21 protein-coding genes are annotated in these 23,728 nt (G+C 66.4%); 12 read left to right on the forward strand and 9 right to left on the reverse strand.

Annotation, left to right across the window (positions count from 1 at the left end):
* Window positions 1-3: 3 nt before the first annotated feature.
* The 5 genes from BRO63_RS07120 to BRO63_RS07140 all read right to left on the reverse strand — a co-directional run bounded on the left by BRO63_RS07120 (window position 4) and on the right by BRO63_RS07140 (window position 4,298).
* Window positions 4-918, reverse strand: coding sequence for an aldo/keto reductase (locus BRO63_RS07120; RefSeq protein WP_088139058.1), 915 nt, complete (start codon window positions 916-918; stop codon window positions 4-6).
* A 97-nt stretch (window positions 919-1,015) separates the two neighbouring features.
* Complete coding sequence (locus tag BRO63_RS07125; protein WP_013392245.1) at window positions 1,016-1,726, reverse strand: Bax inhibitor-1/YccA family protein; 711 nt, start codon at window positions 1,724-1,726, stop codon at window positions 1,016-1,018.
* 130 nt (window positions 1,727-1,856) lie between these two features.
* Window positions 1,857-2,255: a hypothetical protein gene (locus BRO63_RS07130; RefSeq protein ID WP_088139193.1), complete on the reverse strand. Its 399-nt coding sequence runs from the start codon at window positions 2,253-2,255 to the stop codon at window positions 1,857-1,859.
* A 47-nt stretch (window positions 2,256-2,302) separates the two neighbouring features.
* On the reverse strand, window positions 2,303-2,767 hold the full coding sequence (locus tag BRO63_RS07135) for a DNA polymerase III subunit chi (protein ID WP_088139059.1): 465 nt from the start codon (window positions 2,765-2,767) through the stop codon (window positions 2,303-2,305).
* Window positions 2,768-2,789: 22 nt separating this feature from the next.
* Complete coding sequence (locus tag BRO63_RS07140) at window positions 2,790-4,298, reverse strand: leucyl aminopeptidase (protein ID WP_054450650.1); 1,509 nt, start codon at window positions 4,296-4,298, stop codon at window positions 2,790-2,792.
* A 57-nt stretch (window positions 4,299-4,355) separates the two neighbouring features.
* Here BRO63_RS07140 and lptF point away from each other — a divergent pair, with 57 nt between their 5' ends.
* Entirely contained in the window at window positions 4,356-5,459 is a 1,104-nt protein-coding gene (gene lptF, locus BRO63_RS07145; RefSeq protein WP_088139060.1) for an LPS export ABC transporter permease LptF, read from the forward strand.
* Window positions 5,460-5,510: 51 nt separating this feature from the next.
* Here lptF and BRO63_RS07150 read toward each other — a convergent pair whose 3' ends face one another.
* Complete coding sequence (locus tag BRO63_RS07150) at window positions 5,511-6,431, reverse strand: LysR family transcriptional regulator (protein ID WP_088139061.1); 921 nt, start codon at window positions 6,429-6,431, stop codon at window positions 5,511-5,513.
* A gap of 223 nt (window positions 6,432-6,654) precedes the next feature.
* On the opposite strand from BRO63_RS07150, the gene BRO63_RS07155 reads away from it, so the two are divergent.
* From BRO63_RS07155 to BRO63_RS07170, 4 genes are all read left to right on the forward strand, one after another.
* Window positions 6,655-7,872 carry an ABC transporter substrate-binding protein gene (locus BRO63_RS07155; protein ID WP_088139062.1) on the forward strand — a complete coding sequence of 406 codons (1,218 nt, stop codon included), beginning with the start codon at window positions 6,655-6,657 and terminating at the stop codon, window positions 7,870-7,872.
* A gap of 93 nt (window positions 7,873-7,965) precedes the next feature.
* Entirely contained in the window at window positions 7,966-9,459 is a 1,494-nt protein-coding gene (locus BRO63_RS07160; RefSeq protein WP_013392252.1) for a CoA-acylating methylmalonate-semialdehyde dehydrogenase, read from the forward strand.
* 94 nt (window positions 9,460-9,553) lie between these two features.
* Window positions 9,554-10,498: a CysB family HTH-type transcriptional regulator gene (locus BRO63_RS07165; RefSeq protein WP_088139063.1), complete on the forward strand. Its 945-nt coding sequence runs from the start codon at window positions 9,554-9,556 to the stop codon at window positions 10,496-10,498.
* Between the two features lie 204 nt (window positions 10,499-10,702).
* Complete coding sequence (locus BRO63_RS07170; RefSeq protein WP_042796837.1) at window positions 10,703-11,026, forward strand: DUF2325 domain-containing protein; 324 nt, start codon at window positions 10,703-10,705, stop codon at window positions 11,024-11,026.
* A gap of 157 nt (window positions 11,027-11,183) precedes the next feature.
* On the opposite strand, the gene BRO63_RS07175 is transcribed toward BRO63_RS07170, so the two are convergent.
* Complete coding sequence (locus BRO63_RS07175; RefSeq protein ID WP_059374739.1) at window positions 11,184-11,843, reverse strand: C40 family peptidase; 660 nt, start codon at window positions 11,841-11,843, stop codon at window positions 11,184-11,186.
* Between the two features lie 287 nt (window positions 11,844-12,130).
* Between BRO63_RS07175 and BRO63_RS07180 the strand changes: the two genes are divergently transcribed.
* From BRO63_RS07180 to ltaE, 6 genes are all read left to right on the forward strand, one after another.
* A complete protein-coding gene (locus BRO63_RS07180; RefSeq protein WP_088139065.1) occupies window positions 12,131-14,020 on the forward strand; it encodes a propionate--CoA ligase in 1,890 nt (629 codons plus the stop codon).
* Complete coding sequence (locus BRO63_RS07185) at window positions 14,017-14,424, forward strand: heme-binding protein (RefSeq protein ID WP_088139066.1); 408 nt, start codon at window positions 14,017-14,019, stop codon at window positions 14,422-14,424. The genes BRO63_RS07180 and BRO63_RS07185 overlap by 4 nt, the downstream gene beginning before the upstream one ends.
* On the forward strand, window positions 14,421-15,761 hold the full coding sequence (locus tag BRO63_RS07190) for an MFS transporter (RefSeq protein ID WP_088139067.1): 1,341 nt from the start codon (window positions 14,421-14,423) through the stop codon (window positions 15,759-15,761). The genes BRO63_RS07185 and BRO63_RS07190 overlap by 4 nt, the downstream gene beginning before the upstream one ends.
* A gap of 218 nt (window positions 15,762-15,979) precedes the next feature.
* Complete coding sequence (acs, locus tag BRO63_RS07195) at window positions 15,980-17,959, forward strand: acetate--CoA ligase (RefSeq protein WP_088139068.1); 1,980 nt, start codon at window positions 15,980-15,982, stop codon at window positions 17,957-17,959.
* 150 nt (window positions 17,960-18,109) lie between these two features.
* Complete coding sequence (locus BRO63_RS07200) at window positions 18,110-18,997, forward strand: DMT family transporter (RefSeq protein ID WP_088139069.1); 888 nt, start codon at window positions 18,110-18,112, stop codon at window positions 18,995-18,997.
* A 38-nt stretch (window positions 18,998-19,035) separates the two neighbouring features.
* Window positions 19,036-20,046 (forward strand): low-specificity L-threonine aldolase, encoded by a 1,011-nt coding sequence (gene ltaE / locus BRO63_RS07205; protein ID WP_088139070.1) that lies wholly within the window; start codon window positions 19,036-19,038, stop codon window positions 20,044-20,046.
* Between the two features lie 14 nt (window positions 20,047-20,060).
* Here the strand turns inward: ltaE and BRO63_RS07210 are convergent, their stop codons facing one another.
* Both BRO63_RS07210 and BRO63_RS07215 read right to left on the reverse strand, forming a co-directional pair.
* Complete coding sequence (locus tag BRO63_RS07210; RefSeq protein WP_088139071.1) at window positions 20,061-21,395, reverse strand: aspartate aminotransferase family protein; 1,335 nt, start codon at window positions 21,393-21,395, stop codon at window positions 20,061-20,063.
* A gap of 160 nt (window positions 21,396-21,555) precedes the next feature.
* The gene (locus tag BRO63_RS07215; protein WP_088139072.1) at window positions 21,556-22,437 is read right to left on the reverse strand and encodes a GntR family transcriptional regulator; all 882 of its coding nucleotides are present in this window, start codon (window positions 22,435-22,437) and stop codon (window positions 21,556-21,558) included.
* A 157-nt stretch (window positions 22,438-22,594) separates the two neighbouring features.
* Between BRO63_RS07215 and BRO63_RS07220 the strand changes: the two genes are divergently transcribed.
* The gene (locus BRO63_RS07220; RefSeq protein ID WP_088139073.1) at window positions 22,595-23,701 is read left to right on the forward strand and encodes a C45 family autoproteolytic acyltransferase/hydolase; all 1,107 of its coding nucleotides are present in this window, start codon (window positions 22,595-22,597) and stop codon (window positions 23,699-23,701) included.
* The last annotated feature ends 27 nt before the right edge of the window (window positions 23,702-23,728 follow it).

Here is a 23,728-nt window from a genome sequence, read left to right on the forward strand (position 1 = left end):
GCGTCAGGCCAGCAGGGCGGCGATGCGTTCCCGCATGGCGGCATCCGGCTGCGGCCCGAAACCGGCCTGGGCGTTGTCCGCCATGTTGGCCGGCTTGGAGGTGGCGGGGATGACGGCGGTGACCGCGGGATGGCCGATGATGAACTTCAGGAAGATCTGCGCCCAGGATCCGCAATCGATCTCGACGGCCAGCGGGGGCAGCGCCAGGCCCTTGACCCGGCGGAACAGCGCGCCGTCCTGGAACGGGCGGTTGATCAGCACCGCGACGCCGTGGGCCTGGCAGGCGGGCAGCAGGCGCTTTTCCGCGTTGCGGTCGCCCACGGACAGATTGACCTGCAGGAAATCCGGCTTTTCGCGTTCGACCAGCTCGGTCAGTTCGTCGTGGGCGTGGTCGGTGTAGTGCGTGATGCCCAGGTAGCGGATCACGCCTTGCCGTTTCAGCTCGCGCAGCAGCGCCAGCTGGTTGGCGGTGTCGATCAGGTTGTGCACCTGGACCAGGTCGAGCTTGTCGCTGCCCAGCGCCTTTTGCGATTGGCGCAACTGGCGCATGGCCGATTCGTGGCCCTGCGTGCTGATCTTGGTCGCCAGGAAAGTCCTGGCCCGCAGGCCGCCGTCGCGGGCCAGCAGCGCGCCCGTCACCGCTTCCGCCTGTCCATAGCTGGGCGCCGTGTCGATCAGCCTGCCGCCCTTCTGCAGCAGCGTGTCCAGCACCTGCGCCAGCGGCGCCATGGCGGCCTTGTCCGTGGGAGAAACGTTGAAGGTGTCGGCAGTGCCCAGGCCGATGACGGGCAGCGCCTCGCCCGATGCGGGGATGGTGCGGGCCAGCATGGGCGTCAGCACGCTAAGGGCGCGAACCGGCCAGGCGGGACCGGCCAGGGCGGCGGCGGCGGTCTGGAGGAAGCGGCGGCGGTCGGGCATGGCGAGGCTCCAGCAGGAAGCGCGGCCCCGGGCGGGCCAAAGAAAAAGGGCCTACACGTGAATGTAGGCCCTTTGCGCCGGTTTGGCAGCGTTGCGATTACTCGCGGTTGCCGCCGAAGATGCCCAGCAGCATCAGCAGGTTCGAGAAGACGTTGTAGACGTCCAGGTAGATGGCCAGCGTGGCGGACACGTAGTTGGTTTCGCCGCCGTTGACCACGCGCTGCAGGTCGACCAGCATGAAGGCCGAGAAGATGACGATGGCCAGGACCGAGATGGTCAGCATCAGCGCGGGCAGTTGCAGGAAGATGTTCGCCAGGGCCGCCACCAGGATCACCACCGCGCCGATGAACAGGAATTTCTGCAATCCCGACAGGTCGCGCTTGATGGTGGTGGCCAGCGTGGCCATCGTGCCGAACACGATCGCGGTGCCGCCGAAGGCCGTCATGACCAACTGCGAGCCGTTGCTCATGCCCATGACGAAGCCCAGCAGGCGCGACAGCATCACGCCCATGAAGAACGTGAAGGCCAGCAGCAGGACCACGCCCAGCGAGCTGTTCTTGTTCTTTTCGATCGCGAACATCAGGCCGAACGCGCCCACCAGGAACACGATGGCGGACAGGCCGGGGCTTGCGCCCATGACGCGGTTGATGCCGGTATACATGCCCACGGCCGCGCCCAGCACGGTCGGGATCAGCGAGAGCGCCAAGAGCCAATAGGTGTTGCGCAGCACCTGGTTGCGCGCGACCTCGCCCGGCGCGCCGGCCACGGCGCCGGAACGGTTAAAAGGGGACGGACGATATTCGTTCATTGAGAACTCCTGTGTGCGGCAGAGTAGTGGTTGCCTAGAAGGCTTAGATGGGTAGGATACCTTACAGTTCCCTGAAGAATCCACTTCTGACTAGGATTAGACCAGAGGCGGGGAATAGGTTCCAGGCGGGTCAACCCGGCCTGACGTCCTGCAGCACCCGGGTCACGATGCGCGGCAGTTCCGCATCCATGCGGGCCTGGATCTGTTCGATCGCTTCGGCCAGGGCCTCGCGCATCAGCTGCTCGACCTCGGCCTGCAGGCGCGCGCTCAGGACCGCCGCGTCCGGCGTCGCGGCCGGAGCCGCCGGGATGGTCGCTACGGGCTGAATGATATCAGGGGACACATCGACGCCGTCCGCCACTTCCGTCAGGAGCGGAAAGGCCTCGTCGTCCCGGGCTTGCGCGCCGTCGTCGGCCAGTTCGGTCAGCACGGGCGCGTCGGCGTCGTGCGGGGCCGATGGCTGGTAGAGCGAGGGTTCGGCCCGCTGGGTCAGGGTAGGAATGCCGGGGTCGGCGGAGCGAGAGGGCATGGTGGCTCCCGGATGATCGAGATGGCGCGCCGGTACGGTCGGCGCGGTCAACCGTCAGGCTGCTGGCGGCTGAGGTCGTGGCTTTGCGGCGTGTGGCCCGCGGCCAGGTAGGTCCGCCAGCGCTGGCGGGCGGCCTGCTTGTCCTCGGGGTCGTCGGAGACGATTTCAAGCAGGCGCTCGAACGCTTCGAAACCAGGGGGGCAGTCGACATCCAGGTTCAGCAGCCAGGACGGCTGGGGCTGTCCGCCCTGGCCCGCCGCGGCGGCCGCCTGTTGCGGGTCCCCGGCGGTCAGGATCACCGGGGTGTCGGCCGCCAGCGGGTCGTTGGCCAGCACGTGCGGCACGAAGGACGTGTCGTCGAATGCCCACAGCATGCGGTCGAACGCGGCCAGGCGGGAGCCATCCCTACAGTACACCACCAGCCGCTGCCCTGCCAGGTAGCGCTTGCGCACCACCTGGCAGGCGGTGCGCAAGCGGTCGGGCGCGCCGAAGGCGAAGTCGATGCGCGTCATGCCGGGTTCCGTTGCTGCCGTTTCAAGCCTGGTCCAGCAGGTACTGCATCAGCAGCGGCACGGGGCGGCCGGTGGCGCCCTTGTCCTTGCCGCCGCGCCAGGCGGTGCCGGCGATGTCCAGGTGGGCCCAGCGGTACGAGGTGGCGAAGCGCGACAGGAAGCAGGCCGCCGTGACCGCGCCCGCCGGAGGACCGCCGATGTTGGCCAGGTCGGCGAAGTTGGACTTGAGCTGTTCCTGGTAGGCGTCGTCCATCGGCATGCGCCATGCGGTGTCCAGCGACTGGCGGCCGGCCGCGGCCAGCGCGTCGGCCAGGGCGTCGTCCTTGGAGAACAGGCCGCTGTTGACGTTGCCCAGGGCCACCACGCAAGCGCCGGTCAGGGTGGCGATGTCGATGACGGCGGACGGCTTGAAGCGTTCCGCGTAGGTCAGCGCGTCGCACAGCACCAGGCGGCCTTCGGCGTCGGTGTTCAGGATTTCGATGGTCAGGCCGGCCATGCTGGTGACCACGTCGCCCGGCTTGTTGGCCTTGCCGCTGGGCAGGTTTTCGCAAGCGGGGATCAGGCCCACCACGTCCAGCGGCAGCTCCAGTTCGGCCAGGGCGCGGAACGAGCCCAGCACGCTGGCGGCGCCGCACATGTCGTACTTCATTTCGTCCATGGTGGCGGCGGGCTTGAGCGAAATGCCGCCGGCATCGAAGGTGATGCCCTTGCCGACCAGCACGATGGGGCCTTGCGCGCCCTTGGCGGTCTTCTTGGCCGCCTTGTTGCCGGCGTGGCGCAGGACGATGAAGCGCAGCGCTTCCTCGGAGCCGCGCGCGACCGACAGGAACGAACCCATGCCCAGCGCTTCGACCTGCTTGCGGTCCAGCACTTCGACCTTCAGCGACTTGAACTCGCGGGCCAGGCGCTTGGCCGTTTCGCCCAGGTAGGTGGGCGTGCAGATATTGCCGGGCAGGTTGCCCAGCGTGCGGGTCAGGTCCATGCCGTTGGCGATGGCGCCGCCTTCGCGCAGGCCCTTCTGGGCCTGGGCCGCGTCGGCGCGTTCGACGACCTGCACGATCTTCTTGAGCTTGGGACGGGCGTCGCGGTCGGGCTTGCCGAAGCTGGCGTCGTAATGGTAAGTGGCGTTGCCGGCCGCGATGGCGGCGCTGCGCGCGCGCGCGATGACGGCCACGTCCGCGATCGGGTTGGCGACCAGCGTGGACACGCCTTCGGCCAGCTGCGCCGACACGCAGGCCGCGGCGAAGGCCTGCTCGGCCGAGGCGTGGGCGCGGGCCGAATATTCTTCCTGCTTGCCCAGGCCGACCAGCACCACGCGCTGCGCGGAAACGCCGGGCAGATTGCGCAGGGTCAGCGTGGAACCGGCGCGGCCGCGGAACTCGGCCTTGACCACCGAACGCACCGCGCCATTGGAAGCGCGGTCGATCAGATCGGCGGCAGGGCTCAACACGCCTTCCGCATAGACCCCGACGGCCAGGGCCGCGGTCTTGACTTGGTGCAGGGAAGCAGTGGTCTGTGTGCTAAATTCCATGAGGGTTTCCCGTGTACGTCTGTGTAGAATGCGGTCGATTATCCCGCATATTCTCCCATGTCTCTATTCAAACGCTCTGTCGTCAGCGAGATCACCAGTCACGCTGGCGTTGTCTTTTCCACGTTGCTCATCGTATGGCTCAGCGTGTTGCTCGTGCGCCTGCTCGGTGAAGCGGCGGGCGGCAACATCGGGGCGGACGTCGTGGTGGTGCTGGCCGCGCTGTCGACCATCACCGCATTGCCGACCATCCTCGCGGTCTCCGTTTTCATCGCGGTCCTGACCACCGTCACGCGCAACTACCGCGAATCCGAAATGGTGGTGTGGTTCGCCAGCGGCCTGTCGCTGGCCGATTGGCTCAGGCCAGTGCTGCGCGTCGCCATCCCCGTGGCGCTGGCGGTGGCCGGGTTGACGCTGGTGGCGGCGCCCTGGGCGTACCGTCAGATCGGCGAATACCACGAACGCTTCGAGCAGCGGTCCGACCTGTCCAAGGTCACGGCCGGCCAGTTCGCGGAATCGTCCGGCGGCAATCGCGTGTTCTTCGCCGAGGATCCCCTGGAGCCCAGCGACGAACTGGGCAACGTGTTCGCGCGCGAAAACGGCCCCGAATGGCTCAGCGTGCTGACCGCCAGCAAGGCGCACAGCGAAACCTTGCCCAACGGCGACCGCTTCCTGGTGCTGGGCGAAGGCCATCGCTACGACCTGAAGCCGGGCACGCCCGAGATCCGCCTGGTGCATTTCGACAAGTACGGCTTGCGCCTGGAAAGCAAGTCGGGCGGCGATCCCGTGGCCGAAGCGCGCGCCAACGCCGAGCGTTCCGCCAAGGCGCGCACCACCTCGCAGCTGATCGCCGACAACACCAACAGCAGCTGGTCGCAGGTGATGTGGCGCATCTCGTTGCCGCTGGCCGCGCTGAACCTGGCGCTGCTGGCGATTCCCCTGGGCGCCGTCAATCCGCGCCTGGGGCGTTCGGGCGACCTGCTCATCGCAGGCCTGGTGGGCCTGCTCTACATGAACCTGATGAACCTGTCGCGCGCCTGGATCTCCAACGGCAAGCTCAGCTTCGGCGTGGGCGTGTGGGCCATCCACGCCGCGGTGGCGGCGCTGACGGTCTTCCTGCTGATGCGGCGCCTGCGCGTGAAGGCGCCCAAGAACAGCGCCTGACGCCGGCAGACCAGGCGTCGCGCGGCCCGCTCTGAGCGGGCCGCGGCGTTTTCAGGGCAGATACTTCATCGTGCCGCCCTTGCCGGCCAGCAGGTCGGCGTTTCTCAGCACCGACTTGCGGATGAATTCCCACAAGACCGTCACGCGCTTGAGCTTGCGCAGGTCCTCGTGGCAGTACATCCAGAACGAGCGCGTGATTTCGACCTCATCCGCCAGCACCGGCGTGAGCCGCGGATCCTGCGCGGCAATGAAGCAGGGCAGGATCGCCAGCGACTGGCCCTGCAGCGCGGCGTGGTACTGCGCCACCACGCTGGTGCTGCGCAATACCACCTTGCTGGCGGGCAGCAGGTCTTCCAGATAGCGCAGCCGCTCGCTGAACAGCAGCTCGTCGACGTAGCCGATGAAGGTGTGGTCGGCCAGGTCCGCGCGTTCCCGGATCGGCGGATGGCTGGCCAGATAGCCGGGCGTGCCGTACAGGCGCAACGTGTAGTCGCACAGTTTGCTGCACACGTACGGACCGCGCTGGGGGCGCTCGATGGTGATGGCCAGGTCGGCCTCGCGCTTGGACAGGCTGACAAAGCGGGGCACCGGCAGGATGTCCAGCGTGATGTGCGGATAGCGCCGCTGGAAGTCCGCCGCCAGCGGCGTCAGCACATAGCTGCCGAAGCCCTCGGTGGCGCCGATGCGCAAATGGCCCGACAGCGCCTGGCCGATGCCCGACAGGTTTTCGCGGGCGGAGTGCACCGTGCTTTCCATCTGCTCGGCATGGACGAACAGGCGCTGGCCGTCTTCGGTCAGCACGAAGCCCGCGCCGCGCGACTTCTCGAACAGCAGAGTGTCCAGCTCGGCTTCCAGCGCGCGGATGCGCCGCGACACCGTCGTGTGCTCGACCCCGAGCTTGCGCGCCGCGGCGCTTACCCGCTGGGTGCGGGCCACTTCCAGGAAATATCTCAGGCTGTCCCAATCAAGCACTTTCCGGTTCTCCAGGCCGGGCTGCGCGCCGCGCCGCCGGCTAAATTCTGCTTGTGCATGAATGCACAAGGAATGTGCATTTCTAGTGTTGCTTGTTGATTTTCACACATCTACACTGGATCGGCGGGCTTGGGGCCTGTAGCCAGGCTCCAAGGGGCCTCAGCCCCGGGACCGCAGGCCGCGAAGACGGCGCCATAACGCATAAAACTCAGGAGACAAATCCATGAAATTGCACGCACGCGGGCTGGCCGTAGGCTTGTGTCTGGGCGCCGCTCTGGTCGGCCAGGCGCAGGCGGCGGATAAGCCGCCAGTGAAGATCGGCATTCTGACGGACATGTCTGGCACCTACGCCGGCATGGGGGGACCTGGTTCGGTGGCGGCGGCGCAATTGGCGATCGACGACTGCCTGGCCGCGGAATGCAAGGGCATGAAGATCGAGCTGGTGTCCGCGGACAACCAGAACAAGGCCGACGTGGGCGCGGCCAAGGCGCGCGAGTGGTTCGACCGCGACGGCGTCACCGCCATCGCCGACCTGACCAACTCCGCGGTGGCGCTGGCCGTGCAGGGCATCGCGCGCGAAAAGAACAAGGTGGTGATGTTCTCGGGTCCCGCCACCACGGCGCTGACCAACAAGGAATGCTCGCCGGTGGGTTTCCACTGGATGTTCGACACCTATTCGCAATCCGCGGGCGGCGCCAAGGCCACCGTGCGGGCGGGCGGCAAGTCCTGGTATTTCATCACCGTGGACTACGCCTTCGGCCACTCGCTGGAAGCCGACACGGCCAAGGCTGTGCAGGCGCTGGGCGGCACCGTGGCCGGCAGCGTGCGCCATCCCCTGAACGCGCCGGACTTCGCGTCCTATCTGCTGCAGGCGCAGGCCTCCAAGGCCCAGGTCGTGGCCCTGGCCAACGGCGGCCAGGACACGGTCAACGCGGTCAAGCAGGCGCGCGAATTCGGCATCGTGGCTGGCGGCCAGCGCCTGGTGTCGCTGCTGATCTTCCTGTCGGACCTGCGCGCGCTGGGCCTGGAAAGCGCCCAGGGCCTGTCCTACGTGGACGGCTTCTACTGGGATTACGACGACGCCACGCGCCAGTGGTCCGGACGCTTCGAGAAAGCCTTTCGCGGCCTGAAGCCCACCATGACGCAGGCCGGCGTGTACTCCAGCGTGAGGCACTACCTGCGTTCGGTCGCGGCTTCCGGTAGCACCGACGGCAAGGTGGTGGCCGACAAGATGCGCGCGCTGCCCATCGAGGATCCGATCATGCGCAACGCTTCCATCCGTCCCGATGGCCGCGTGATCCACGACATGTACCTGTATGAAGTGAAAAAGCCGGCCGAGTCCAAGGGCGGCTGGGACTATTCCAAGCTGGTGGCCACCATCCCGGCCGCCGAGGCCTTCCAGCCCCTGGCGGATTCGAGCTGCCCGCTGGTCAAGAAGTAAACCCGGGGCGCCGGCAGGCCCTTGCCGCCGGCGCCTCAATATCCATGTACGCGGATTCCATCCGCATCGACCATGCAGTGTGAGGAGCATCAAATGAGTGAAGTCCCCCGCGTTCCGCTATTGATCGGCGGCAAGCTCGTGCAGTCCAAAACCACCGAATGGCGGGACGTGATCAATCCCGCTACCCAGGAGGTCGTCGCCAAGGTGCCCTTCGCCACGCGCGAGGAACTGGACCTGGCCATCTCCAACGCCAAGGAGGCTTTCAAGACCTGGCGCAACAGCGGGCAGGGCGCTCGCATGCGCGTCATGCTGAAGTTCCAGGAGCTGCTGCGCGCCAACTCCGGCAAGCTGGCCGAAATGATCACCCGCGAGCACGGCAAGACCCTGCCGGACGCCGAGGGCGAAGTCGGCCGCGGCCTGGAAGTTGTGGAGCACGCTTGCTCCATCGCCAACCTGCAATTGGGCGAATACGCCGAGAACGCCGCGTCCGGCATCGACGTCTACACCCTGATCCAGCCGCTGGGCGTGTGCGCGGGCATCACCGCGTTCAACTTCCCGGTCATGCTGCCTTGCTTCATGTTCCCGATCGCCGTGGCTTGCGGCAACACCTTCATCCTCAAGCCCTCCGAGCAGGATCCGACGTCCTCGCTGTTCCTGGCGCAGCTGGCGCTGGAAGCCGGCCTGCCGCCGGGCGTGCTGAACGTGGTGCACGGCGGCCCGGAAACCGCCAACGGCCTGTGCGAGCACCCCGACATCAAGGCGGTCTCGTTCATCGGCTCGACCCGCGTCGGCACCGAGATCTACAACCGTGCCTCCGCCGCCGGCAAGCGTTGCCAGTCCATGATGGGCGCCAAGAACCACTGCGTGATCCTGCCGGACGCCGATCCCGAGGTCGCGCTGAACCAGCTGGTGGGCGCCGCTTTCGGCGCGGCCGGCCAACGCTGCATGGCCTCGTCCGTGGCCGTGCTGGTGGGTGAAGCCCGCAATTGGCTGCCTGACTTCGTCGAGCGCTCGAAGAAGCTCAAGGTCAATTCGGGCATGGACCGCGAAGCGGATCTCGGCCCCCTGGTGTCGCCCAACGCCAAGAAGCGCGTCGAAAGCCTGATCCAGAAGGGCGTGGACGAGGGCGCCAAGCTGCTGCTGGACGGCCGCAGCCTGAAGGTCGCCGGCTTCGAACAGGGCAACTTCGTGGGCCCGACGATTTTCGACGGCGTCACCGAAAACATGACCATCTACACCGAGGAAATCTTCGGCCCGGTCCTGTGCGTGGTGGGCGTGGAAACGCTGGAGGACGCGGTTGCCTTCATCAACCGCAATCCCAACGGCAACGGCGTGGCGCTGTTCACCCAGGACGGCGGCGCGGCGCGCTACTTCCAGAACAACATCGACGTCGGCCAGGTTGGCATCAACGTGCCGATCCCGGTGCCGGTGGCCTGGTTTAGCTTCACCGGCTCGCGCGGCTCCAAGCTGGGCGACCTGGGCCCCAATGGCAAGCAGGCGGTGCAGTTCTGGACTCAGACCAAGACCGTCACCGCGCGCTGGTCGGCCCATGCCAAGAGCGTGAACACCACGATCTCCATGCGCTGAACTGGGGACGCCTTACGCGTAAGCTTATATAAATAAGTTATATAATAAGGCGTCCTTATTACTTATAATTGGCCCGTCTATCAGGGGCCAATTCATGAACCTGCAGCAATTTCGTTTTGTGCGCGAAACCATCCGGCGCGACTTCAACCTGACCGAAGCCGCCCGGATGCTCTACACCTCGCAACCCGGCGTCTCCAAGGCGATCATCGAGTTCGAGGACGAACTGGGCATCAAGATCTTCGAACGGCACGGCAAACGCATCAAAGGGCTGACCAAGCCCGGCCTGGCGGTGTCGCAGGTCATCGACCGCATCATGCGCGAAGTCGACAACCTGAAGAAGGTCAGCGACGAGTTCGCGCGCCGCGACGAAGGCGGCCTCGTCATTGCTTGCACCCACACTCAAGCGCGCTACCTGCTGCCGCGCGTCATTCCCGCATTCCGCAAGCAATTCCCCAAGGTGCACCTGTCGCTGGCCGAAGGCAGCCCCGCGCAACTGGCCGAAATGGTGTTGCACGAGCAGGCCGACCTGGCGCTGGCGACGGAATCCCTGGCCCTGACGCCGGGCCTGGCGACCCTGCCGGTCTATGCCTGGGAACACACAGTAGTGGTGCGCCCGGACCATCCCCTGGCCGAGCTGACCTCCAGCGCCGCCAAGCGCCTGTCGCTGGCGCAATTGGCGGAATATCCCATCGTGACCTATGACCGCGCCTTCACCGGCCGCAGCACCATAGACGAAATCTTCGCCAACCAGGGCATCCATCCGGACATCGTGCTGGAAGCCATCGACGCCGACGTCATCAAGACCTACGTCGACGTGGGCCTGGGCATCGGCATCATCGCCGGCGTGGCCTACGATCCGCGCCGCGACGGCAATCTGGTGGGCCTGCCGGTGGGCCACCTGTTCGGCACGCACACGACCCGCGTGGGCGTGAAGGCGGGGGTGTTCCTGCGCGACTACGTCTACACCTTCCTGGAAATGCTGGCGCCTTCGCTGACTCGTGCGGTGGTGACCGAGGCGGTGCAGGGCGCGCCCAAGTAGCAGGCCGGGGCGGCCGGTTCTCCGGGGGCAAGAGGCGCGGCGCCATTGGGCGGCACGCCTTTTTTCTGGGTGCGTCGCGGTCCGCGCTATCCCCTTTCATATGCTCATAAAAATAATTAAATAAGAACGGATCTCATTTGAGTTGACTAAAAAATAGGAATCATTATCATTACATTCAGTCTCAACGACCCAGTGAGGTTCATCATGACGGCAGGATTAAGTGCAGTGGTAGTGGGCGCCGACCGCCTCGGCAACATTCCGGATCTGCTCAAAGGACACAATATTTCGATCACGCACCACATCAGCGGGCGTGATCCCTCGCATCAAAAGAAGACGTTGCAACTGCCCTCGGGCACCCAGCTGGTCATCCTGCTGACCGACTTCCTGGGGCACAACGTCATGAAAACCTTCCGCAACGCCGCGCAACGTGGCGGCATCCGCGTCGTCGCTTGTCGGCGTTCGGTATGCAGCATGCAGCAGGCCCTGCAGCAATGCGGCCTATGCCCGCGGGCGGGCTCGGTGCACTGAAGACGCAGTCTGCCGCCGCCAAACAAAAACTGGGGAGGCCGAAACGGCCTGCGGCCCCAAGGGCCGCGAAGAGATATGAAAAACGCCGCCGGACTGGAAAGTCCGGCGGCGTTTTGCTTGTTGGGTGCAGGGCCTCGCGGCTATCCTGGCGGGGTACTTAGTTGGAGGCGCGGGCGGACGCCATCAGGCTGTTGTCCAGGCGGCGGGCGCCGTTGTAGCGCTTGGACCAGTAGGCCATGGTCATGTTTTCGACGCGGACCACGCCGCCGGCGCTGGGCGAGTGCACGAAGCGGTCGTCGCCCAGGTAGATGCCCACGTGCGAGTAGCGGCGGCCCAGCGTATTGAAGAAGACCAGGTCGCCGGCCTTCAGCTCGTTCTTGGCGATCGAGACGCCTTGCTGCGCCATTTCGGCGGCGTTGCGGGGCAGCTTCAGGCCCAGCGAACGTTCGGCCGTGTACGTGACCAGGCCGCTGCAGTCGAATCCAGTGTCGGGGGAATTGCCGCCGAAGCGGTAGCGGATGCCCAGGTGGTTCAGGGCCTCGCTGACCAGGGCGTTGTCGCTGTTGACGCCTGAATGGGTCTTCTGGCGTTCGCGCTTGAATTTCTGGCTTACCAGTACGCCGATGGGATCATCGGAGGTGGCGACCCATTCCGTCTCGTAGGGGTCAATCTCGGACGTATGGGCGGTTGACTTTTGATTTGTAGCGGCACAACCTGCCAAACCCACCACGCATGCAACCAACGCCAGCAAGCGCAGACCGCGAGTTGCTTGGCCGGAGGAAGGATTCAGTCTCGCGTGGTTGGAGTGTCGATGCATGCGCCTGGGGGTGATTCGCAGATAACGGCAAAAAACACGGAATTCGCCGTGAATGTGGCCGAGATGTCAGCAAAATCAACATTGTTCTACAACTTCGCGGGGATTCTACCAAACTTTTAAGACCAGTTCGTTACGAAACCGGCGTTAATGTCCATGCAGCGTGGACATTTGGCAGAACATTTTGACTTGCGGCAAGCCTCGTGCAAGGTTCGCCTACCAGAATGACCAAAGGATTCGAGAAGAAATCAATCAGCCTTAAGGCCCAGGAAAGATAACAGGAGACATAAATGCAAAAAACCCGGGATTTCCATTACCGCTCGATACATGACCGCGACGCGTTCTGGCGGGAAGAGGCCGGCCGCATCCACTGGGAGACGCCTTTCGAGTCCGTGCTGGACTTTTCCCGGCCGCCGTTCGCCAAGTGGTTCACGGGCGGGCGCACCAATCTCTGTTACAACGCCGTCGACCGCTGGCTGCCGACCCAGGCCGACGCGACGGCGCTGATCTGGGTGTCCACCGAGGTTGAACGGGAGCGCGTCTACACGCGCCAGGAAATGTACGAAGAGGTCAACGCCGCCGCCGCCATGCTCAAGGAGCTTGGGGTGGGGCGCGGCGACCGGGTGCTGCTTTATATGCCCATGGTGCCGGAAGCCGTGTTTACCATGCTGGCGTGCGCGCGGATCGGCGCGGTGCACTCGGTGGTGTTCGGCGGCTTCGCATCGGTCAACCTGGCCCAGCGCATCGATGACGCGGCGCCCAAAGTGGTGGTCTGCACCGACGGCGGCTCGCGCGGCGGCAAGGTCGTGCCCTACAAACCCCTGCTGGACCGCGCCTTGGCGCTGGCCAAGACGCCGCCGGCCTCGGTGGTGGTGTTCGACCGTGGCCTGGCGCCGTTCGAACCCGTGGCAGGACGTGACCTGGATTACGCGACCTTGCGCCAGCGTCATCTCGGCGCCCGGGTGCCGGTGGAGTGGCTGGAGTCCTCGGAGCCCAGCTACATCCTCTATACCTCCGGCACCACGGGCAAGCCCAAGGGCGTGCAGCGCGATACCGGCGGCTACGCCGTGGCGCTGGCCTCGTCCATGGAGTACCTGTTCGACGGCCGCGCCGGCGACACTTTCTTCTGCACCAGCGACATTGGCTGGGTGGTGGGCCATTCCTACATTATCTACGGCCCGCTGATCGGCGGGCAGGCGACGGTGCTGTACGAAGGCACGCCGGTGCGCCCGGACGGCGCCATCCTGTGGAAGCTGGTGGAGCAGTTCGGCGTCAACACCCTGTTCTCGGCGCCGACCGCGGTGCGCGTGCTCAAGCGGCAGGATCCGGAATTGCTCAAGCGCCACGACCTGTCCACGCTGCGCGCGGTCTACCTGGCGGGCGAGCCGCTGGACGAACCCACGGCGCAATGGATCTCCAGCGGCCTGGGCAAGCCCATCATCGACAACTACTGGCAGACGGAGTCGGGCTGGCCGATCCTGTCGGCCCAGCCGGGCGTGGAAAAAGTGCCGACCCGCTACGGCAGCCCATCGTTCCCGGTGTACGGCTTTGATGCGCGCATTGTCAGCGAGTCCACCGGCGAGGACCTGGGCCCCGACCAGAAGGGCGTGGTGGCCATCGTGCCGCCGCTGCCGCCGGGCGCCATGTCCACCATCTGGGGCGACGACGAGCGTTTCGTGCAGACCTACTTCACCTCCATTCCCGGGCGCCAGGTGTATTCGACCTTCGACTGGGGGCTGGTGGATGCCGACGGCTATTGGTTCATCCTGGGCCGCACGGACGATGTGATCAACGTGGCGGGCCACCGGCTGGGCACGCGCGAGATCGAGGAATCCGTGAACAGCTACAACGCGATTGCCGAGTGCGCGGTGGTGGGCGTGGCGGACTCGCTCAAGGGCCAGGTCGCGATGGCGTTCGCCGTGCTCAAGAATCCCGCCGGGGCCGAGACTGAAGAGGGGGCAAAGCGCCTGGAAGGCGATATCATGCGGCTGGTGGAAGAGCAGTTGGGAGCCGTGGCCAGGCCCGCCAGGATCCGGTTCGTGGGCGCATTGCCCAAGACCCGTTCCGGCAAGGTCTTGCGCCGCGCGATCGTCGCGGTATGCGAAGGACGCGATCCCGGCGATCTGACCACCATAGAAGATCCCACCGCCCTGGAACAGATAAAGGAGTCGCTGCAATGAATACCAAACCCGTGCTGGCCGCCGAAGACGTCAAGAAGATCTTGGCTGCGGCCGAAGCACACGCCCTGCAGAACAAATGGGCGGTCGCCATCGCCGTTGTCGACGATGGCGGGCATCTGATGGGCATGCTGCGCCTGGATGGCGTGGCGCCGATTTCTTCCCATATTGCGCCGGCCAAGGCCAAGACTGCCGCCATGGGCTGCCGCGAATCGCGGATCTACGAAGAGATCATCAATAACGGGCGTTATTCGTTCCTGTCGGCGCCGCTCCTCGAAGGCATGCTGGAAGGCGGCGTGCCTATCGTGGCGAATGGCCATGTCGTCGGCGCCGTCGGCGTGTCGGGCGTGAAGTCGACCGAAGATGCGCTGATCGCGCAGGCTGGCATCGCCGCGCTGGGCCTATGAGCCACGGCGAGCCGTCGGAAGCGCCGGCTGGCGCTTCCGCGCAGAACGCCGGAGCAGGGGGCGACGGCCCCTTGAATCCCGGCGTGGCCAAACGCGAAGTCTGGGCCTGGGCCATGTACGACTTCGCCAATTCAGGCTACACCACCGTGATCCTCACGGCGGTGTTCAGCACTTATTTCGTCGGCGTGGTCGGCGGGCGCGCCCCGTGGGCCACGCTGGCCTGGACCGCGGCGCTGTCGCTGTCCTACCTGCTCATCATGCTGACCATGCCCACGTTGGGCGCTCGCGCGGACGCACACGCCAGCAAGCGCCGCCTGCTCTTTACGAGCACGGTGGGCTGCGTGGCCGCCACGCTGGTGCTGACGCAGGCCGGGCCTGGGGACGTCTGGCTGGCGCTGGCCGCCATCGTCGTTTCCAACTACTGCTATTGCGTTGGCGAGTCCGTGGTCGCGGCTTTCCTGCCGGAACTCGCGCGGCCCGCCGCGCTGGGACGCGTGTCGGGCTGGGGCTGGAGCTTCGGCTATTGCGGCGGCATGCTCACGCTGGGCCTGTCGCTGGTCGTCGTGACGCTGGCCGAGGCGCGCGGTGAAACGGCCGAGCATTTCGTGCCCTGGGTCATCGTCGTCACCTGCTTGGTGTTCGCGCTGGCGGCGCTGCCGTCCTTCTTCCTGTTGCGCGAACGCGCCAGGCCGCAGGCTGGCGAGCGGCAGGCGTTGCACATGCTCAAGCGCCTGGCCTATGCCTGGCGCGAAACCGGGCAGCACTTTCCGGAATTCCGCCGGCTGCTGATGTGCATCGCCTGCTATCAGGCGGGGATCTCGGTGGTGATCACGCTGGCCGCGGTCTATGCCTCGGAAGTCATGGGCTTCACCACGCCGCAGATCATGTTGCTGGTGTTCACCGTGAACATCGGCGCGGCGGCCGGCGCTTTCTCGTTCGGCTACGTGCAGGACCGCATCGGCCACAAGCCGGCGCTGGCCCTGACGCTGTGCGGCTGGATCGTGATGGTGCTGGTGGCCTACGCCGCCGTGACCGCGCCCGTGTTCTGGGTCGCTGCCACGCTGGCCGGGCTGTGCATGGGCACCACGCAGAGCGCGGGCCGCGCCATGACCGGCGCGCTGGCTCCGGCCGGCCGGCTGGCCGAGTTCTACTCGCTGTGGACCTTCGCGGTGCAGCTGGCCGCGGTGATCGGTCCGCTCACTTACGGCCTGGTGACCTGGGCCACGCACGGCAACCACCGGCTGGCGATCCTGGTGACCGGCCTGTTCTTCGTGGGCGGCCTCATCCTCTTGTCGCGCGTGGATGTGAAGCGCGGGCTGGCGCGGCGCGCCGCCTGAGGCGCGCGGTTCGTGCAGGCTGCTATCCTTATGGACTGTCCGGTGACGTCGTGTTGCGACTAGCGGCGGCACGCCTTGATTGCCCGGCGCCGGCCTTGCGCCGCGGGCTCCGGCCCGCATTTTGCGTAAGGTGCCCGTAAGAGCGTGGCGATACGGTTGCGGTTGGGCAATGAACAAGCGGCACAAACAAACAGAATTACCGATTGGAGACAAAGATCATGTCGAACGCTATTGAGTCCGTACTGGTGGAAACCCGGGTGTTCCCGCCGCCCGAGCGCGCCGCGGAAGGCGCCGCGATTCCCAGCATGGAGGCCTACAACGCGCTGTGCGCGCAGGTCGAGAACGATTTCGACGGATTCTGGGCCGGGCAGGCGCGCGACAACCTGCAGTGGACCAAGCCGTTCACGCAGGTCCTGGACGAATCGGACGCGCCGTTCTACCGCTGGTTCGGCGACGGCGAACTCAACGTGTCGGCCAACTGTCTGGACGTGCACCTGACCAACGGCAATGCCGACAAGACCGCCATCATCTTTGAAACCGACGACGGCAAGGTCAACAAGGTCAGCTACCGTGAACTGCTGGCGCGCGTCTGCCGCTTCGCCAACGGCCTGGCCGCATTGGGCTACAAGAAGGGCGACCGCGCCATCATCTACATGCCCATGTCGATCGAAGCCGTGGTGGCCATGCAGGCCTGCGCGCGCCTGGGCGTGACGCACTCGGTGGTGTTCGGCGGCTTCTCGGCCAAGAGCCTGCAGGAGCGCATCATGGACGTGGGCGCGTCCCTGGTCATCACCGCCGACGAGCAGGTGCGCGGCGGCAAGACCATACCGCTGAAGCCCGCGGTCGAAGAAGCCTTCGCCATGGGCGGCTGCGAGGCCGTCAGCAAGGTCATCGTGTACCGCCGCACCGGCGGCAAGGTGCAATGGAACGAAGGCCGCGACCTCTGGATGCACGACGTCGAGGCCGGCCAGCCCGATACCTGCGAGCCCGTGCCGGTCAACGCCGAGCACCCGCTCTTCATCCTCTATACCTCCGGCTCCACCGGCAAGCCCAAGGGCGTGCAGCATTCCTCGGCGGGCTACCTGCTGTGGGCGCTGCTGACGGTGAAGTGGACCTTCGATGCCCGCAAGGACGACGTGTACTGGTGCACGGCCGACGTGGGCTGGGTCACCGGCCACACCTACATCACCTACGGCCCGCTGGCCGCCGGCCTGACGCAGGTGGTGTTCGAAGGAGTGCCGACCTATCCCAACGCCGGCCGCTTCTGGGACATGATCGCGCGCCACAAGGTCACCACCTTCTACACCGCGCCCACCGCGATCCGTTCGCTGATCAAGGCCGCCGAGGCCGCGCCCGAAGCGCATCCGAAGAACTACGACCTGGACAGCCTGCGCATCATCGGCACGGTGGGAGAGCCCATCAATCCCGAAGCCTGGATGTGGTATCACAAGAACATCGGCCGCGAGCGCTGCCCCATCGTGGACACCTGGTGGCAGACCGAGACCGGCGGCCACATGATCACGCCGCTGCCGGGCGCCACGCCGACCAAGCCGGGCTCCTGCACCTTGCCGCTGCCGGGCATCGCCGCCGCGATCGTCGACGAGACCGGTGGCGATGTGGAGCAGGGCAATGGCGGCTTCCTGGTCATCAAGCGTCCGTGGCCCGCCATGATCCGCAACATCTGGGGCGACCCGGAGCGTTTCAAGAAGAGCTACTTCCCGCCCGAATTGCGCGGCTACTACCTGGCCGGCGACGGCGCGCAGCGCGATGCGGACGGCTATTTCTGGATCATGGGCCGCATCGACGACGTGCTGAACGTGTCGGGCCACCGCCTGGGCACGATGGAGGTCGAGTCGGCCCTGGTGGCGCACGAGCTGGTGGCGGAAGCCGCCGTGGTGGGCCGTCCGGACGACACCACCGGTGAAGCCGTGGTGGCCTTCGTGGTGCTCAAGCGCTCGCGTCCCGAAGGCGACGAGGCGCAAGCCATCGCCAAGGTGCTGCGCGACTGGGTGGCCAAGGAAATCGGCCCCATCGCCAAGCCCAAGGACATCCGCTTCGGCGACAACCTGCCCAAGACCCGCTCGGGCAAGATCATGCGCCGCTTGTTGCGCGTGGTCGCCAAGGGCGAGGAAATCACGCAGGACGTTTCCACGCTGGAGAATCCGGCCATCCTGGACCAGTTGGCCAAGTCCCTGTGATCGTTCCCGTCCATTTGATGGACGGGAACGGCCCGCCTTTGGCCGCCAGCGGCGGTCAGGCAGGCGCATAATGTCATACGCCCGTATCGGAACCGCCGGTACGGGCGTATTTGCTTTTTTGCGTCCAGAATTTCCTACGGAGCCGTGCCAGTGAGCCGCAGCAGTTTCGATCGTGCAGGGCTAGCCCTGATGTTCAGCACCATCCTGGTCTGGGCGGGCAGCTGGATCGCGATGAAACTGATCGTCCCCTACATCGGCCCGTTCGACTTCGTGGCGCTGCGCTACGTCTCGGGCGGCCTGGTGCTGTTCGCGCTGGCCATCGCGTTGCGGCGTCCGCTGGCGATGCCGCCCTGGAAACTGACCTTGCTGATCGGCCTGACGCAGACGGCCGGCTTCCAGGGCTTCGTGCAGACGGCGCTGGTGTCGGGCGGCGTGGGCAAGGTCTCGCTCATGGCCTACACGATGCCGTTCTGGGTGATCCTGTTCGCCTGGGGGCTGCTGGGCGAGCGCCCCACCGCGCGCCATGGGCTGGGCATCGGGCTGGCAGCCATCGGCCTGGTCTGCTTCGTCGAACCCTGGAACGGCCTGGGCGATATCCGTCCCGTGCTGCTGGGATTGGGCAGCGGCCTGTGCTGGGGCGTGGGCACCGTGCTGTCCAAGCGCATGTTCGAACGCCACGCGCCCGATGTGATGACTTTCACGGCCTGGCAGATGCTGCTGGGCGGACTGGTCATGACGCCGGTCGCTTTTCTGGTGCCGCAGATGCCCGCCCAGTGGGGCTGGCAGCTCTGGGCCGGCATGACCTACATCGTGCTGATCGCGACGGCGGCGGGCTGGCTGCTGTGGCTGCTGGTGGTGCGCCTGGTGCCGGCGTCGATCGCGGGCCTGTCCAGCCTGGGCGTGCCGGTCGTGGCCATGCTGTTCGCCTGGGCGCTGCTGTCCGAGCAGCCTACCGCGGCCGAGCTGGGCGGCATGGTGCTGATCCTGGCCGGCATCTGGGTGGTGAGCCGCGCGGCGCCGGCGGCGCGCGCCGAATAAGCGCTTTCCGAATTCCTTTTCCTATCCTGGGACTTTCCATGATCGATCTGCGTAGCGACACAGTCACCCGGCCATCCGCAGCCATGCTGCAGGCCATGGTATCCGCGCCCCTGGGCGATGACGTGATGGGCGACGACCCGACCGTGATCCGCCTGCAGGAGGCGGTTGCCGAGCGCACGGGCAAGGCGGCCGGCCTGTTTTTTCCGTCCGGCACGCAAAGCAACCTGGGTGCTCTGATGGCCCATTGCGAGCGGGGCGACGAGTATCTGGTGGGCCAGCTCGCGCACACCTATAAGTACGAAGGCGGCGGGGCGGCGGTGCTGGGCAGCATCCAGCCGCAGCCCATAGAACATGCGGCTGACGGCTCTTTGCCGCTGGACAAGCTGGCCGCGGCGCTCAAGCCGGAGGGCGACGCGCATTTCGCCCGCACCCGCCTGCTGGCGCTGGAGAATACTTTCCACGGCAAGCTGATTCCGGCCAGCTATGTGCGGGCCGCGACCGACTGGGCGCGCCAGCATGGCCTGGCGACGCATCTGGACGGCGCCCGCGTGTTCAACGCGGCCGTCGCCAGCGGCAAGCCGGTGGCGGACCTGTGCGCGCCTTTCGACACGGTGTCCGTCTGTTTTTCCAAGGGCCTGGGCGCGCCCGTGGGGTCGGTGCTGGTCGGTAGCGTGGAACTCATCGCACGCGCCCGCCGCTGGCGCAAGATGCTGGGCGGCGGCTTGCGCCAGGCTGGCGTGCTGGCCGCGGCCTGCCTGTATGCGCTGGAGCACAACGTGGAGCGCCTGGCCGAAGACCACGAGAACGCCCGGCTGCTGGCGGAAGGGCTGCGCGCCATTGCGGGCGTAAAGGTATTGAGCCAGGACACCAACATGGTGTTCGCGGAATTCGAGCCCGTGCGCTGCGAGGAGCTCACCGCCAAACTGGCTGCCGACGGTATCCAGATGCGGGCCGTCTATGGCGGCCCGACGCGCCTGGTCACGCACCTGGACGTGTCCGCCGCGGATGTGCGGCAGGTGGTCCAGGCGGTGGCGCGGCACCTGGCATAGGCAGGGCAGGGCGCTCAGGCGTCCGCGCGCAGCACGTCCGACAATACCGAGAACAATTCGTCGATCTGCGCGCGCTCGATGATGAGCGGGGGCGACAACAGCATGGTGTCGCCCGCCGAACGGATCAGGCAGCCGCGTTCCAGGCAGGCCTGGTGCACGGCATAGGCGCGCTGCCCCGGCTTGCCTGCCAGCGGCTCCAGTTCGATGGCGGCCAGGAGGCCGATGTTGCGGATGTCCACCACGTGCGGCAGTCCTTTCAGGCTGTGCGCCGCGTCTTCCCAATAGCGCCAGAGTTCGCGGCTGCGCTGGAACAGGCCTTCGCGGCGGCAGATGTCCAGAGTCGCCAAGCCGGCCGCGCAGGCCACCGGATGGCCGGAATAGGTGTAGCCGTGCGACAGCTCGATGGCGCTGTCCGGTCCCTGCATGAAGGCGTCGTAGACGTGCTGCTGCACCAGCGTGGCGCCCATGGGGATGGCGCCGTTGGTCAGCCCCTTGGCGCTGGTGATGATGTCCGGCGTGACGCCGAAGTGTGATGAGGCGAACGCGCCGTCGATGCGGCCGAAGGCGCAGATCACTTCGTCGAAGATCAGCAGGATGCCGTGCGCGTCGCAGATCTGCCGCAGCTTCTGCAGATAGCCCTTGGGCGGCACCAGCACGCCGGTCGAGCCCGCCACGGGCTCCACGATGACGGCCGCGATGGTGGAGGCGTCATGCAGCGCGACGATGCGCTCCAGCGTATCGGCCAGGTGGGCGCCCCAGTCCGGCTGGCCGCGCGTGTAGGCCATCTGGCTGCGGTCATAGGTGTGCGGCAGGTGGTCCACGTAGGGCAGCAGATTGCCGAAAGGCTTGCGGTGGCCGGCGATGCCCGACACCGACAGGCCGCCAAACCCCACCCCGTGGTACGAGCGCTCGCGTCCGATCAGACGCACCCGCTGGCCCTGTCCGCGCGCGCGGTGATAGCCCAGCGCGATCTTCAGCGCGGTGTCCACCGCTTCTGATCCGGAGTTCGAGAAAAACACGTTGGAGAACCCGGCGGGCGCTTCCTGGCGCAAGGCCTCGGCCAGCTCGAAGGCCAGGGGATGGCTCATCTGGAACGACGGCGCGTAGTCCAGCTCATGGGCGGTGCGGGCGATGGCTTCGACGATTTCCGGGCGGCGGTGCCCGGCGTTCACGCACCACAGGCCCGCAATGCCGTCCAGCACGCGGCGTCCGTCCGGCCGGATGTAGTGCATGCCCTCGGCGGCGCTGAACAGCACGGGTGCGCGCTTGTAGCGGCGGTTCGCGGTGAAGGGCATCCAATAGGCTTCGGCGTTGATGGCGGGGATGGGATGAGGCGCTGACGATGACATGGGAGTTCCGGCGTGGAGAGATACTCGGGCTTTCTATTTTGTATTAATCAATTGATAAATACAATACAAGAAGACCCGAAAGCAATCCGCAACGCGGAGGCCATGCATGCCGAGGGCCCGCGACGGCGGGCTGGCGGATGAATGAAAGCGCAGACGGGGGTCAGGACACTTGCAGCGAGGTCTTCAAGTGGCGCCGCATGAGCTGCGAAGCCCATTCCTGGTCGCCGGCCTCGAGCGCGTCGATGATCTGCAGGTGTTCGCTGCTGGAGTTGATGAAGCGCGCGTCGCGGTAGAACGCGGCATGCTCTTCCAGCCGGCGCAACTGGTTCTGCTGCTGCACCGCCTGCAGGATGTAGCGGTTGCCGGAGAAGCGGGCCAGCATCTCGTGGAATGAGGCATTGAGGTTGAAGAACTCGGTGGCCGAGATGTCGGCGTCGCTGCGCGCGGCCAGCGCTTCATGTGCGGCGCGCATGCGGGCCAGCGCCTCGCGGTCCAGGCGGAACGTGGGTTCCAGCAGGCCGGCGCATTCGATGGTCATGCGGAAGCGGTAGCTCTCGTTGAGCGCGTCGCGGTTTTCCAGCGATGGCGCGAATTGCCAGCCATGGCCTTTGCGCTTTTCGATCAGGCCGTCCGCGGACAGCTGCAGCAGGGTCTTGGCCAGCACGCTGCGCGGCGCCGGATAGCGCTGCTGCAGGTCGCGTTCGGTGAAGGTTTCCGGCAGCTCGCGCGAGGCGCGGTCATCGATCAGGCGCCGGTACAGCTCGTCCAGCGTGGGGCCGGTGCCTTCGATGGCGGGAGGCGCCGCGGCGGTGTGGGTCGCCACCGTGTAGCCGCTGTTGGGGCGGTGCGTGATGAGGCCCTGCGCGGCCAGCAGCCTGAGCGCGCCGCGCACGGGCGTGCGCGATACCTCGTAGCTCGCCGCCAGCGTTTCCTCCGACAGGTGGTCGCCGGGCGCATGGCGCCGGGCCACGATGTCTTCCGCGATAAGCCGCGCCAGGTCGACTTGCAGCGGAGTGGGGCGGGCGGGAGCGGCGTTGGACATGAAGGATGAGCGCGAAGGGCGACGGAGTCGGAATGGTACCGGAGAGCTACGCGCGCGGCGTTCACGATGACGGCTCCGGGGAAACCCTTGTATTGAACTTTTTCATATATTAGTACAAAATTTACCCGTCTTGAACCTTGCTCCGGAGCCTTGAGCCGTGACTTTGCCCACCCCCTTCCCCCTGGTCGACGTACAGGGCAGCCCATACGAACGGGGCCGCCAGCATGGCGCCGCCGTCCCCGAGCGCGTGGCGCGCAGCGTGGCCCTCTACCGTGGGCAGCTGGAGCGGCGCGGCGTCGCCGCGGATCGCTTGAAGGAACTGGCCGCCGCCATGGTGCCGGTGGTGGGCGACTATGACGCGGCCTACCTGGAAGAGCTGCGCGGCATCGCCGACGGATCGGGCCAGGCGCTGGAGGACGTGGTGGTCATCAACTGCCGCACCGAAATGATGTTCGGCCATGCCGAGCTGGGCCGCGCCCGCAAGGGGCTGGACGACGGTTGCACCGGCCTGGTCGTGCTGCCCGAGGCCGCCGCCGGCGGCAAGCTCATGCACGCCCATAACTGGGACTGGCGCGAGGAATGCGTGGATACCGGCATCGTGCTGCGCATGCGCCGCGAAGACGGCCCCGACTTGCTGGTGTTCACGGAAGCGGGCAGCCTGGCGCGTCACGGCTTCAACAGCGCTGGCGTTTCCCTGTCCGGCAATTTCCTGTCTTGCGAACATGACTATCAGCGCCCGGCCGAGGTGCCGCTGGTGCTGGTGCGGCGCAAGATGCTGGAAGCCACCAATACCTGCAACGCCATGAAGGTGTTGTGGGCCTCGCGCCGCTTCTGCTCCAACAACCTGATGCTGGCGCAGGCGCAGGGCGAGGCGGTCGACCTGGAGTGCTCGCCCGACGAGATCTTCTGGATCACGCCCGAGGACGGCCTGCTGGTGCACGCCAACCATTGGATCAGCCCGCCCGCGCGCGCCAAGCTGTTCGACAAGGGGCTGGCGGCCAATCCGGATTCGATCTACCGGCAGCGCCGGGTGCAGGACATGCTGGCGCGCGCGGCCGGCGGCATCGACTGGGACACGGTCAAGCGCATCCTGGCCGACGACTTTGCCGCGCCGGACGGCGTGCTGCGTTCGCCCAAGCCGGCCAGCTTCGACAGCATCTCTGCCACGGTGGCCACCACCTTGATGGAGCCGGCCAGCGGCGTGATGTGGATCGCGCGCAAGCCCTACGAAGGACGCAACTTCGCGGAGTACCGGCTCTTCTGAGCCGGCCCCCAGACCCGTATGCGGCGA

It is taken from the genome of Achromobacter xylosoxidans (genome assembly GCF_002192695.1).
Classification (GTDB): Bacteria; Pseudomonadota; Gammaproteobacteria; order Burkholderiales; family Burkholderiaceae_B; genus Achromobacter; species Achromobacter xylosoxidans_C.